At 54.3% G+C, this 13,446-nt stretch carries 11 protein-coding genes; 3 read left to right on the forward strand and 8 right to left on the reverse strand.

Features of this window, described 5'->3' with window-relative positions; translation table 11 throughout:
• Window positions 1-115 precede the first annotated feature (115 nt).
• Window positions 116-670, forward strand: coding sequence for a YgjV family protein (locus HV345_RS03040; protein WP_016154613.1), 555 nt, complete (start codon window positions 116-118; stop codon window positions 668-670).
• A 14-nt stretch (window positions 671-684) separates the two neighbouring features.
• Here the strand turns inward: HV345_RS03040 and sstT are convergent, their stop codons facing one another.
• The 4 genes from sstT to HV345_RS03060 all read right to left on the reverse strand — a co-directional run bounded on the left by sstT (window position 685) and on the right by HV345_RS03060 (window position 4,983).
• Window positions 685-1,929 carry a serine/threonine transporter SstT gene (gene sstT, locus HV345_RS03045; RefSeq protein WP_016154612.1) on the reverse strand — a complete coding sequence of 415 codons (1,245 nt, stop codon included), beginning with the start codon at window positions 1,927-1,929 and terminating at the stop codon, window positions 685-687.
• 242 nt (window positions 1,930-2,171) lie between these two features.
• On the reverse strand, window positions 2,172-3,140 hold the full coding sequence (locus tag HV345_RS03050; protein WP_016154611.1) for a TerC family protein: 969 nt from the start codon (window positions 3,138-3,140) through the stop codon (window positions 2,172-2,174).
• 271 nt (window positions 3,141-3,411) lie between these two features.
• On the reverse strand, window positions 3,412-4,410 hold the full coding sequence (locus tag HV345_RS03055; RefSeq protein WP_181636232.1) for a Gfo/Idh/MocA family protein: 999 nt from the start codon (window positions 4,408-4,410) through the stop codon (window positions 3,412-3,414).
• Window positions 4,411-4,482: 72 nt separating this feature from the next.
• Window positions 4,483-4,983 carry a M48 family metallopeptidase gene (locus HV345_RS03060; RefSeq protein WP_016154609.1) on the reverse strand — a complete coding sequence of 167 codons (501 nt, stop codon included), beginning with the start codon at window positions 4,981-4,983 and terminating at the stop codon, window positions 4,483-4,485.
• An 83-nt stretch (window positions 4,984-5,066) separates the two neighbouring features.
• On the opposite strand from HV345_RS03060, the gene rlmG reads away from it, so the two are divergent.
• Entirely contained in the window at window positions 5,067-6,203 is a 1,137-nt protein-coding gene (gene rlmG / locus HV345_RS03065; RefSeq protein ID WP_016157532.1) for a 23S rRNA (guanine(1835)-N(2))-methyltransferase RlmG, read from the forward strand.
• 56 nt (window positions 6,204-6,259) lie between these two features.
• Here the strand turns inward: rlmG and HV345_RS03070 are convergent, their stop codons facing one another.
• From HV345_RS03070 to HV345_RS03085, 4 genes are all read right to left on the reverse strand, one after another.
• Window positions 6,260-8,278 (reverse strand): FAD-dependent oxidoreductase, encoded by a 2,019-nt coding sequence (locus HV345_RS03070; protein ID WP_181636233.1) that lies wholly within the window; start codon window positions 8,276-8,278, stop codon window positions 6,260-6,262.
• A 141-nt stretch (window positions 8,279-8,419) separates the two neighbouring features.
• Window positions 8,420-9,487: an ABC transporter ATP-binding protein gene (locus tag HV345_RS03075; RefSeq protein ID WP_049040409.1), complete on the reverse strand. Its 1,068-nt coding sequence runs from the start codon at window positions 9,485-9,487 to the stop codon at window positions 8,420-8,422.
• Window positions 9,484-10,872 carry a phosphomannomutase/phosphoglucomutase gene (locus tag HV345_RS03080; RefSeq protein ID WP_047414090.1) on the reverse strand — a complete coding sequence of 463 codons (1,389 nt, stop codon included), beginning with the start codon at window positions 10,870-10,872 and terminating at the stop codon, window positions 9,484-9,486. Before HV345_RS03080 ends, HV345_RS03075 begins: the two co-directional genes overlap by 4 nt.
• A 25-nt stretch (window positions 10,873-10,897) precedes the next feature.
• Window positions 10,898-11,944, reverse strand: a complete 1,047-nt coding sequence (locus tag HV345_RS03085) for a LacI family DNA-binding transcriptional regulator (protein ID WP_181636234.1) — start codon at window positions 11,942-11,944, stop codon at window positions 10,898-10,900.
• A gap of 211 nt (window positions 11,945-12,155) precedes the next feature.
• On the opposite strand from HV345_RS03085, the gene HV345_RS03090 reads away from it, so the two are divergent.
• On the forward strand, window positions 12,156-13,442 hold the full coding sequence (locus HV345_RS03090) for an ABC transporter substrate-binding protein (RefSeq protein WP_181636235.1): 1,287 nt from the start codon (window positions 12,156-12,158) through the stop codon (window positions 13,440-13,442).
• Window positions 13,443-13,446: the final 4 nt, after the last annotated feature.

The raw sequence follows: 13,446 nt of genomic DNA on the forward strand, positions 1-13,446 counted from the left end.
CCGCCTTGCGGTAGCACGAAATCTTTTGGGTAATCGAAATGGAGTGGATTTTAAAAAACGGCGTTTCATAATATGGGGCGCCGTTTGTTTTTGCGTTTCCTCACAAGGATCTTCCATGACCGCGTATTGGCTGGCCCAGGGCGTAGGTGTCATCGCCTTTTTGATCGGCATTACCACCTTTTTCAATCGAGATGAGCGCCGGTTCCGGCTGCAACTTGCCGTCTACAGCGCCACCATTGGCGTGCATTTTTTTCTGATGGGCGCCTGGCCTGCGGGAATGAGTGCAGAGCTAAACACCATCCGCACACTCGTCTCGATGCATACCCGCAAACTGTGGGTAATGACCGTTTTTATTATCCTCACCCTGGTTCTCGGGCTGGCGAAATTACAGCATGCGATGGAGCTGTTACCGATTATTGGCACGCTGGCCAGCACCTGGGCGCTGTTTCGCTGCCAGGGGCTGACCGTGCGCTGCGTAATGTGGTGCGCAACCGCCTGTTGGGTTATCCATAATTTCTGGTTGGGATCGATTGGTGGGACGATGATCGAAGGTAGTTTTCTGGTGATGAACGGCCTGAACATTATTCGCTTCCGGCGGATGCAAAAACGCGGAATTGATCCATTCAAAATTGAAAAAAGCGTACAAGAAGAGAACCCCTCCGTCCGGTGACGGAGGGGCAGAGATTAGCCGCGCAGGGCGTTATTTGCCAGACGTTCGTCTTCAGCCTGGCAGGCCGCAGCGGTAAACAGGACGTCTGTAGAAGAGTTCAGCGCCGTTTCACAGGAATCCTGCAATACGCCGATGATAAAGCCAACGGCAACGACCTGCATGGCGATGTCATTCGGGATACCGAACATATTACATGCCAGTGGGATCAGCAGCAGAGAACCCCCCGCCACGCCCGATGCGCCGCAGGCGCACAGCGAAGCCACCACGCTCAGTAACAGCGCCGTCGGTAAATCGACCGGAATACCCAACGTATTGACCGCCGCCAGCGTCAACACGGTAATGGTGATCGCCGCGCCAGCCATATTGATGGTAGCTCCCAGCGGGATAGACACCGAATAGGTATCACGATCCAGGTTCAGCTTCTCACACAGCGCCATATTCACCGGAATGTTTGCCGCGGAGCTGCGGGTAAAGAAGGCGTACACGCCGCTTTCACGCAGACAGGCCAGCACTAACGGATATGGGTTGCGGCGAATTTTCCAGAATACCAGCAGCGGGTTGACCACCAACGCTACCAGCAGCATACAGCCTACCAGCACGGTCAGCAGATGTGCGTAGCCCCAAAGCGTGGCGAAACCGGTGGTTGCCAGCGTGGAGGAGACCAGGCCGAAGATACCGATCGGCGCGAAACGAATCACCAGCTTCACCATAAAGGTAACAGCGTTGGACATATCGTTGACCAGATTTTTGGTCGTTTCATTACCGTGACGCAGCGCAAAGCCCAGACCGACGGCCCAAACCAGGATGCCGATGTAGTTGGCGTTAAGCAGTGCATCAATTGGGTTAGAAACCATGCTCATTAGCAGGCCACGCATCACTTCGATAATGCCGGACGGCGGTACGATATCGCTGGCGCTGCTGGAAAGATGCAGTGTCGATGGGAAGGCGAAGCTGAAGACAACGGCCGCTAACGCTGCGGAAAATGTTCCGAGCAGGTAGAGGAACAGGATTGGGCGGATATTGGTTTTTTGCCCGTGCTGGTGGTTGGCGATAGAAGCCATTACCAGCATCAGAACCAGAATTGGCGCGACGGCTTTTAACGCGCCGACGAACAGAGTACCCAGTAAACCAACGGCTTCTGCCGCAGGTTTTGACACCAGTGCCAGTAAAATCCCCAGAACCAAACCGATCAAAATTTGTTTAACCAGGCTCCCTTGCGCCAGGCGCGAGAATAGCCCCGATGAACGTTGCGTAGTCATGTAGTAATCCTTTCATTGTGTTGTTGCCCTGCCTTTGTGCGTTCTGTAGACGCATCTTTCAGGATGAGGCAAATGTTTGCATGGCTGAGTATAAGGAAAGAACAGGGTTCTGGAAGCGAAATATCCTGGATTTCGCGTTGAGATCATATTTTATAACTTTAAGTTAACATTATTTTGACATGATAAACAAAAAGCCCGACGCACGCAGTGTGCTGTCGGGCTTTTCAGCTAGCAGATGAAACTTACTGTATTTGCTGCTTTTTATCGTGCTGGTGGTTGACCCAGGCGTTCACAATCAGCGTCACAAACAGAATGCCAAATACCACGCCTAACGAGATAGCGATCGGGATATGATAGAAATCGACGATCAGCATCTTAATACCGATAAACACCAGAATGACCGACAAACCGTACTTCAGCATGGAGAAACGCTCCGCCACGCCCGCCAGCAGGAAGTACATTGCGCGCAGACCCAAAATAGCAAACAGGTTTGAGGTCAACACGATGAACGGGTCGGTAGTGACGGCAAAGATAGCCGGAATACTGTCGACGGCGAAAATGACGTCGCTCAGCTCAACCAGAATCAACACCAGCATCAGCGGTGTAACAAACAGCAGGCCGTTTTTACGCACGAAGAATTTTTCATCTTCGATGGTATCGGTCATGCGCAAATGACCGCGCAGCCAGCGTACTAACGGTCTGTCGCCAATACCGGAAGCATCTTCTTTCGCCAGCGCCATCTTCACGCCGGTAAACAGCAGGAATGCACCGAACACGTACAACAGCCACTCAAATTGGGTGATAAGCCAACTGCCGGCGAAGATCATGATCGTACGCAGAACAATGGCTCCCAGCACGCCATACACCAGTACCCGACGCTGCAACGCAGGCGGTACGGAGAAGTAGCTGAACAGCATCAACCAGACAAAGACGTTATCTACTGCCAGCGATTTTTCGATCAAATAGCCGGTAAGGAAAGCCAGCGCCTGTGGGTCGGCAACGGCGCGGCCCTGGGTTTGTGCCAGGTACCACCAGAAGACGGCGTTAAACAGTAACGACAGCGTTACCCAAACGATTGACCAGGCCGCAGCCTGCTTCATCGACATCGTATGCGCGCCACGACGACCCTGCAACAGCAGGTCGATGGCCAGCATAATTACCACCACGACAGCGAAGCCACCCCATAACAACGGTGTGCCGACAGTATTCATTGTATTTCCCCATGCATAAAAAAAACGGCCAACGCCGAATGACGTTAGCCGCTGCTTTTTATGCATAGACCTTGCCATTCGGCAAGGTCTCACTTACAACAACAAAGGAATACGATGGCGTATTCCTTTGTTATCGCCCGGCGACCGGATGTGGTTTTTCACACATCGTAATGACGATCAACCGACAACGAAGTTACTCCCCTTTGCGGGTTACAAAATATTACAGGCCATGCATTCAGTCAATGGCCTGCAACATTCGTTTTACATACCTTTACGCAGTCAGCGATGTTACCGCTTCATCTGCCGGGAAAATCACGCCGGTCTGGCGGCGAATCTCTGTTTGCAGTTTGGCGGTGATACGGCTGACGGCCAGTGCGGGGTGATCCACTTCGCCGGATTCAACCAAATGAGCAAAAGCCTCTGCCTCATACAGCATAGTATTGATGTGCTGAGGCGTCGTCAGATCCTGGGTTTTCCCCCCGCGAGGAACGAAGCACACTTTCTGACACTCGGAGATATGCTCGATCACCAGCGATCCCTGCTCGCCCTGAATTTCACTGGCTAACACCGAGTCGCTTACTTTTGAGTGCTGGAGTGTGACGCTGAAATCACCGTAATTCATCACCACCACGCCGTGGGCATCTACGCCGCTTTCCAGCAGACTGGCGCTGGCCTGAACGCTTTGCGGTTCACCCCACAGCGCAACCGCTGAGGCCAGGCAGTAAAAACCGATATCCATGATCGAGCCATTTGAGAACGCCGGATTAAACGTGTTCGGATTTTCACCGTCCAGATAGCGCTGGTAACGCGAGGAGTACTGGCAGTAATTAATAAACGCTTTCCTGATTCTTCCGACTTTGGGTAGAGATTGCTGCAACAGCAGGAAGTTAGGCAAGCTGGCGGTCTTAAACGCTTCAAACAGCACGACCTGATTTTCGCGCGCGCAGGCGATAGCGGCTTCGGCTTGCGCCAGGTTTGAGGCCAGCGGCTTTTCGCAAATAACATGCTTTTTGTGCCGCAAAAACAGCTCGGTCTGCGGGAAGTGCAGGGAGTTTGGACTGGCGATGTAGACGGCGTCGATCGCCTCGCTTTGCGCCATCGCGTCCAGCGAGGTAAACAGATGCTCGACGGGGTAATCGTTGGCGAAGGTCTGCGCCTGCTCGAGGCTACGGGAATAGACCGCGGTTAACTTATATTTGCCGGTTTCATGGGCGGCATCGACAAACTGGCGGGTGATCCAGTTTGTGCCAATTACTGCGAAACGTATCATAATGGCCTTCAGGCTGCGAAAAGGGATCCTTTCGTCAATTTAGCATGCTCTGAAGACAAAGCCAGTGCGCGACTACGCAGTTTGCTTTAACGATTGTTGCGTTAACCACAGGCGGGTATCGAACTCCAGTTGATGATACTGAGGCTCCATATGACAACACAGCTGGTAAAACGCTTTGTCGTGCTCTTTTTCTTTCAGATGCGCCAGTTCATGAACGACGATCATGCGTAAAAAAGGTTCAGGGGCATTGCGAAACACGGTGGCAACGCGGATCTCCGCTTTGGCTTTTAACTTACCGCCCTGCACGCGAGATACGGCGGTATGCAGCCCCAGCGCATTCTTCAGAACATGTATCTTGCTGTCATACATGACTTTATTCAGCGGCGGGGCATTACGCAGGAACTGATTTTTCAGATCCTGAGTATATTGCCAGAGCGCTTTGTCGGTCGCGAAATCATGCGTCCCCGGATAGCGCTTCTCCAGCACTGCGCCCAGACGCTGTTCAGCAATCAGCGTTCTCACCTGAGAAAGTAAATGTTCCGGGTAGCCCTGGAGATAAGTTAGTTGGTTCATCTTTGCCCATGCCAATCATAAAAAGTGTATACTCACGCACCCTTTTCAGGGATACGCCGAAATTTTACCATTCAGGAGGGCCGATGAGCCACATAGACAACGGTTTCCGTTCGCTGTCACTTAAACGTTTCCCGGAAACGGATGACGTTAACCCGCTGCTGGCGTGGGAAGCGGCAGATGAATATCTGCTGCAACAGCTGGACGATACCGAGATTAGCGGCCCGGTGCTAATCCTGAATGATACCTTTGGCGCGCTGGGCTGTGCGCTGGCGCAACATTCGCCGTACAGCATCGGCGACTCCTATCTCAGCGAGCTTGCCACACGCGAGAACCTGCGTCACAACGATATTGCCGAGTCGAGCGTCAAGTTCCTCGACAGTACGGCTGACTACCCGCAGGCGCCGGGCGTGGTGCTGATTAAGCTGCCAAAAACCATGGCGCTGCTGGAGCAGCAACTGCGCGCGCTGCGCGAAGTGGTAACGCCGCAAACGCGTATCATCGCCGGGGCAAAAGCGCGTGATGTGCATACTTCGACGCTGGAGCTGTTTGAAAAAGTGTTGGGTCCAACTACCACGACGCTGGCGTGGAAAAAAGCCCGTTTAATCAACTGTACGTTCAGCAAACCTGAGTTGGCCGCTGCCTCGCAAACGCTAAGCTGGAAGCTGGAAGGTACCGAATGGACTATCCATAACCACGCCAACGTCTTCTCCCGTACCGGACTGGATATCGGCGCGCGCTTTTTTATCGAGCATCTGCCGGAAAACCTCGAAGGGGAGATTGTTGACCTCGGCTGTGGTAACGGCGTCATCGGTATGACGCTGTTGGCGAAGAACCCGGAAGCCAGCGTGGTATTTGTTGATGAATCGCCGATGGCGGTGGCTTCAAGCCGCTTGAACGTGGAAAGTAACATGCCTGAAGCGCTGGATCGCTGTGAGTTTATGATCAACAACGCGCTGTCGGGCGTCGAACCGTTCCGCTTTAACGCCGTGCTGTGTAACCCACCGTTCCACCAGAAGCACGCGCTGACGGATAACATTGCTTGGGAGATGTTCCACCACGCTCGCCGCTGCCTGAAAATCAACGGTGAGCTGTACATTGTGGCTAACCGTCACCTTGACTACTTCCACAAGCTGAAAAAGATTTTCGGCAACTGCGTGACCATCGCCACCAATAATAAATTCGTGGTGCTAAAAGCGGTCAAAACCGGTCGCCGCCGCTAATCGTGTGTGCCGGATGGCGGCGTGACCGCCTTATCCGGCCTACGAAATCCATACTGTTAAATTTCCAGCGCCAGCATCGTCCCTTGGGCAATAGCGCGTCGGGCATCCAGCTCCATCGCCACATCGCAGCCGCCGATCAGATGCACCGTTTTACCTGCTGCGTGGAGTGGATCAACCAGTTCACGGCGCGGCTCTTGTCCGGCGCAAATCACCACGTTATCCACGTTAAAGATCAACGGTTCGCCGTTCAACACGACGTGTAACCCATCATCATCAATTTTCTGATAGCTAACTGCCGGGATCATTTTCACGCCGCGTGAGAGCAGGGTGGCGCGATGGATCCAGCCCGTCGTTTTCCCTAAACCTTGTCCCGGTTTGCTGGCTTTGCGCTGCAACATCACTATCTGGCGCGGGCTGCGGGATAAGTGCGCGCCTTCCAGGCGTAAGCCGCCAGGCTGTTGCAGGCTGGTGTCGATCCCCCATTCCACGCAGAATTCCGCAATGTTTTGGCTGGTGGGCTCACCGGGCTGGCTCAAATACATGGCGGTATCAAAACCGATCCCGCCGCAGCCAACGATCGCCACGCGTTTGCCCACCGGCATTTTATCGCGCAGGACGTCGAGATAGCTCAGCACTTTAGGATGCGCGATCCCCTCGATCGGTGGCATACGTGGCTCGATCCCGCTGGCGAGGATCACTTCATCGAAGGGGTACAGATCGCGTGCGCTGACAAAGTGATTCAGCTTCAGCGACACGCCAGTCACATCGATCATCCGGCGGTAGTAGCGCAGGGTTTCATAAAATTCTTCTTTGCCGGGGATCTGCTTAGCGATATTAAACTGCCCGCCAATCTCGCTATGCGCGTCAAACAACGTCACGTGATGACCGCGTGCGGCGGCATTTATGGCGAAGGCGAGGCCTGCAGGACCTGCTCCGACAACCGCCAGATTTTTCGGCACAGTGGCGGCAACGATCGGCATTTTGGTCTCATGGCAGGCGCGCGGATTCACCAGGCAAGAGGTGACTTTGCCGACGAAGATCTTATCCAGGCAGGCCTGGTTACAGCCGATACAGGTATTGATCTCATCCGCTCGCCCGGTTTGCGCTTTTGACAGCAGTTCGGCATCGGCGAGGAACGGACGGGCCATCGACACCATATCGGCATCGCCACGGGCCAGAATGTCATCGGCGACTTGAGGATCGTTAATGCGGTTGGTGGTGACCAGTGGGATCGTCACATGCCCTTTCAGCTTACGTGTCACCCAACTAAACGCACCGCGCGGCACCGGGGTGGCGATAGTGGGAATACGCGCCTCATGCCAGCCAATACCGGTGTTAATAATGGTCGCCCCTGCGGCTTCTATCGCTTGCGCCAGCTGGACGGTTTCGTCGAAGGTTCCGCCGTTTTCCACCAGATCGAGCATCGACAGGCGGAAGATAATAATAAAGTCATTACCGGCACGCTGGCGTACCGCGCGCACCACTTCCACGGCAAAACGCATGCGGTTGGCATACTCGCCACCCCACTCGTCATTGCGCTGATTGGTGCGCAGAGTCAGGAATTCGTTGATGAGATAGCCTTCCGAGCCCATCACTTCGACGCCATCATAGCCCGCTTCCCGCGCCAGTTGAGCGCAGTGGGCAAAATCTTCAATCAACTGCAGTACCTCATCGTGCGTCAGCTCATGCGGCGTAAAGCGGTTGATTGGCGCCTGAATGGCAGAAGGTGCCACCAGATGCGGCTGGTAGCTGTAACGCCCGGTATGCAGGATTTGCAGGGCGATTTTGCCACCTTCGTCATGCACCGCGTCGGTAATGACGCGATGATGTGCAAGCTGGCTGGTGTCGTTCAGCATCGCGCCGCCTTCCATCCCCACGCCGGAAAGCGCAGGCGCAATACCTCCGCTCACAATTAACGCTACGCCGTGACGGGCGCGTTCGGCGTAGAACGCGGCCAGCCGTTCTGCACCGTCGGGATACTCCTCCAGCCCGGTATGCATTGAACCCATCAGCACGCGGTTTTTAAGCGTGGTGAAGCCTAAATCGAGCGGGGCGAACAGCGACGGATAGCTCATAAAGGTGTCCAGTATGTAAAATTATTGTTATGTGGTCGGATGAGTTAATAATTTAGCCGTCGCCGCGTAAAAGGGAAAAGGGGAATGCCGTGATTGTGATGGGATTCAAAAAATGCCCCTGCGGACGCAAGGGCAAGTGGGTCAGAACGCCAGTCGTTTACCCAGGCCGTCAAAGAGGTGCAGGTGCGACTCTTGTACGGTGAGCGTAAGCGGTGTATCCGGCATGAAGCTAAGCTGTTGAAAAGACTTCAGGCACACGGGGTGGCCGGCCAGATCCAACCACACCAGCGTGGAGTCGCCCTGTAATTCACACAGCCGGGTACGCCCTTGCAATGTGAAATCCCCGGTCTGCTGGTACTGCATATGCTCCGGGCGGATGGCGACAAACAGTTTGTCCCCGTCGCTAACGCCTGCGGGCTGACGGGTGAGGCGGAAGACGAGGTTATCGGCGATATGCAGCGCGCCTTCGCGCCATACCGCTGGCAGAACATTGATTTTCGGCGTGCCGATAAACTCAGCGACAAACAGGTTTGCCGGGGTGTTATACAGCTCCAGCGGCGTGCCCACCTGCTCAATTTTTCCCTTGTAAAGCACCACGATGCGATCGGCCAGCGTCATCGCCTCCACCTGATCGTGCGTTACATAAATCATGGTGTTTTTCAGGGTGTTATGCAGTTGCTGGATCTCCTGGCGCATCCCGACCCGCAACGCGGCATCCAGGTTAGACAGCGGTTCATCAAACAGAAACAGTTCCGGTTGCTGGACAATAGAACGCCCGATCGCCACACGTTGGCGCTGCCCGCCGGACAGATTCTGCGGCAGCCTGTCCAGCATCTCTTCCAGCTTCAGCATGCTGGCGGCGTGAGCGACCCGCTTATCAATCTCGGCGGCGGGCGTGTTGATATTACGTAAACCGAATGACAGATTTTCCCTCACGGTCATATGCGGGTAGAGGGCGTAGGACTGAAACACCATCGACAGGTTGCGTTTGCCCGCCGCAAGCCTGGTGACCTCTTTTCCCCCCATCACCAGTTTACCGCCGTCGGGGATTTCCAGTCCGGCGATGATCCGCAGCAGCGTGGATTTCCCGCATCCGGAAGGGCCAACCAGCACAATGAACTCCCCGGAGGCGATCTCCAGCGACAGATTTTCAATGATGGTGTTCTTGCCCCAGGCTTTATGAATATTGCTCAGGCTTAGCGCGGTCATAACCTCTCCTTGTCAGAATCCCAGGCTGCAATCAGCGTTAAAAGTTCATCGGTTTTGCGCGCCAACAGTGCCGTATCCGCGCGGGTTTCCACGTTCAGGCGCAGCAGCGGCTCGGTGTTGGAGGCGCGTAAGTTGAAGCGCCAGTCAACGAAGTCGATGCTCAACCCATCGCAATCGTCACGCAGGCCGCCGGCTTGCAGATAGTGAGCGGCGATGGATTGCATGACCGATTGCGGATCGGCCACCGTCAGATTGATTTCGCCGGAAACCGGAAAGCGCACCTGGGCGTGTTCGATATACGCCGACAGCGGACGGCTGTCGCTGCCGATAATTTGCAGCAGCAATACCAGTGGGATCATCCCGCTGTCGCAATAGCCAAAATCGCGGAAGTAGTGGTGGCCGCTCATTTCTCCGCCGTAGACCGCGTCCTCTTCGCGCATTCGCGCTTTGATAAAGGCATGCCCGGTTTTGCTGATGACCGGGATTCCGCCGCAGCGAGTTACAACGTCCAGCGTATTCCACGTCAGGCGCGGGTCCAGAATGATATGACTGCCTGCGGAGCGTTGCAGGAAGTGTTCGGCGAACAGGCCAACCAGGTAGTAGCTCTCAATAAAGCGGCCACACTCATCAAAGAAGAAGCAGCGATCGAAATCGCCGTCCCAGGCGATGCCGAAATCAGCCTGATTCTCGATAACCGCCTGCTGGGTGATGAGGCGGTTTTCCGTCAGCATCGGATTGGGCACGCCCGCCGGGAAATGACCGTCCGGCTGATGGTGCAGGCGAATAAACTCAATCTGAACCCCCGCACGGGCCAGTCCGTCGGCGATCGCGTCAAGCGCAGGCCCGACGGTGCCATGTCCGGCGTTGGTCACAATACGTAACGGGCGAGTCGGCGGATGCTGAAGGAAGCGCAGCAGGCAGGCAATCCAGGCGGGGCGATTATCATAAGGGATGAGGCTGCCACGATGGACGATCGGAGCAAAGTCATTGCGCTCCGCCAGCGCTTTTATCTCCAGCAGGCCGTTGTCGTTACTGATCGGACGCGCCTCTTCGCGCACCAGCTTCATACCATTGTACTGCGCCGGATTATGGCTGGCGGTAATCTGAATGCCGCCGTCGGCACGCAGTTCCCGGGTGGCGAAATAGATCTCTTCGGTGCCTGACAGACCAAGGTCGATAACATCCACGCCGCTGGAAATCAGCCCGTCGGTCACGGCGGATTTTAACGATTCCGAGCTAAGGCGAATGTCGGCGCCGATCACTACCCGGCGCGGATGGCGCCAGGCGGCGTAAGCGCGACCGATGCGAAAGGCGATATCCGGCGTCAGGTTGACGCCAACCTCACCGCGAATATCGTAGGCTTTAAAACAGGTTAGTTCATCCATAATCTACTCTTCTGTAATTAATGAGTCAGGCTGACTCCCGAATGATGAGCTGGTAAGGCAATTCATAGTGGGTCACCGGTCCTCTGGTGAGCAGCAATTTGACGGCCATTTCCCCTTTCTTTTCCGCGTCTTGCGCGATGGTGGTCAGGCGTATTCCCGCCACCTCAACGGCGAGATTATCGAAACCGGTAACGGCAACCCGCTGCGGAACCGCCAGCTGCTGCCGTTGGCAGTATTGGATCGCGCCGACGGCGAAGCGATCGGAAAGGCAGATAAGCGCAGTGATCTCCGGATGGGTTTCCAGTAACGCTTTGGCCGCCTGTTCGCCGTGTTCTTCATCGTGTCGGGTTTGATACAGCCAGCACGTATCAAGGGCGAAGCCGCGCTGCTGGAAAACCTCCCGGCAGGCATTCACGCGGGAGAGCATCAGCAGGTTGTCGCCGGTGACGGGGGCGGTCAGATCGCACATTCCCTGCGCCGAGGGCTGTGACGGAAAAGCGATGACGCCGAAATGTCGATGACCTTTATCGGCCAGATAGCGGGCAATATCGCGCATGGCGCAGGCGTTATCGATGGAGACGCTGCTGTGGTCGGGAAACTGAAAATCGAGCGTGACCACCGGACGCCCATGAGCCAGCGCGTGCTGGATCATGGCCGCATTGTTATGCGTGGCGTTGAGAATATAGCCATCAACCAGGGTGTTGAGCGGCGTCTGTTGCCGCTTACGCAAAGGGATCAAGACCAGATTGACGTTTTGTTCTTCACACTGGACGGCGATCCCCCGCATCAGCGCAATGTCGTGGGGATCGATAAACACGTAACTCATAGAGTCGTTGAATATCACGCCGATGGTGTCAGATTTACCGGTACGCAGCGCGCGCGCCAGCTTGTCCGGTCCCTGAAAGCCAAGCTCGCTGGCATATTGCAAAATTCGCTGGCGCAGCTCCGGAGATAATTTTTCCGGATTATTCCATGCGTTCGACACCGTGGTATGGGAAATACCCATAATCTTGGCCAATGATTTTATCGTAATACGTTTCTTATCTTTATTATCATTAACGTTTATTTTCATTTTTAATATATTTGTTGGGTTTATATATTGGCGTGAATTATTTATTTCTATCGTCCATTGCGTTGAACGTTGATGCAAATTTTAACGTTAAACAAAAATCGTTTTGTGATTTGTTTAACGTTAAACATAAAAAGGGGGTGTTAATTTACGCTCCATTCAATAGCAGGGTAGCGGTAAATCAATACTTATTGAAAGTAAATGGAGAGTTATCGTGAGAGTTGTAAAATTAGCTAAATTAACAGCCTGTGTACTATTCGCATTTTGTATTTCTGGCTGCGGTCCGGATGATAAAAAATCCGCAGAGACAGCAAAAACGCCAATTAAAATGTGGGTGGCACCAAACGAAAATGAAGAAGCCTTCTGGAATACTATGGTTAAAGAATGGAATAAAGACCCGGCGCATATCCCGGTCGAATTTACGCCCATTCCTGCCGCCAGCAGTTCTGAAGAGGCAATAATGAACGCGCTGGCTTCCGGCACGGAACCCGATATTTCCAGTAATATCTTTATCGGTTTTGCCAGCCAGTTGGTGGAAATTGGTCAGCTTGAAGACCTGTCTAAAATGAGCGGTTTTAATGAACTCGTTAATAACCGACAGATGGGCAAAATTATTCCTGCCTGGCAATTAAACGGCGAGCAACACGTTCTGCCAATCTATATTAATCCTATCGTCTGGTGGTGGCGGGGCGATTTACTCAAGCAGTATGGTTTTGATCATGTTCCGACCCGTTATGATGAGCTTTATCAGCTGGCAGAGCGCCGGGCGGCGGATAATAACGGCTATGTTATCCAGATGACCGCCGGGAAAAACTGGTGGGAACGCTGGTTCGATTTTATTCCGCTTTATTATGCACAAAACAGTGGTAAACCTTACCTCGCGGGTCATCAGGCGACGTTTGCCGATCCTGCCGGACAGGCGGTACTGACCTTTATGGGGAAAGTCTTTAACAGCAAGTGGAGCAGCTACGACTTCACCGCCGCCGACGATCCGTTAGCGACCGGGCAGGTGCTGGCGTCCGCGCGCGGTCCGTGGGATATCGCTCGCTATCACAAGCAGTATCCGGAGATCCTCAAAACGCTGCAAATTGGGCCGATGCTCACCGAGAAAGGCGACGCGCACCCGTATACGTTCGGCGACAGCAAAGGGGTGGTGATCTTCAGTTCCAGCAAGCGCAAAGCGCAGGCGTGGGCGTTTATTCAGTGGGTCTTTAACAACGCCGAGCACGACCGGAGCTGGCTGGAGTTGACCGGTATGCCGCCAGCACGCAGTGATTTAATGAGTAATCCGCTGTTTGTGAATTACTTTGAGAAAAACCCGCTGGAGAAGGCGATCGCATCTTACGTGGACGTCGCGCTGCCGCCAGCGGCCACTACGCAAACCACGGAGATTCAGCGCAGCATGACGCAGATGCTGGAGCAGGTCATTTTCAACCACGCCGATCCGGCAGCCACCCTCGATAAATCCGCGCAGGAAATTAACACATTGCTGGCGAAATAAGGGG

Source organism: Citrobacter sp. RHBSTW-00986 (genome assembly GCF_013783065.1).
Classification (GTDB): Bacteria; Pseudomonadota; Gammaproteobacteria; order Enterobacterales; family Enterobacteriaceae; genus Citrobacter; species Citrobacter braakii.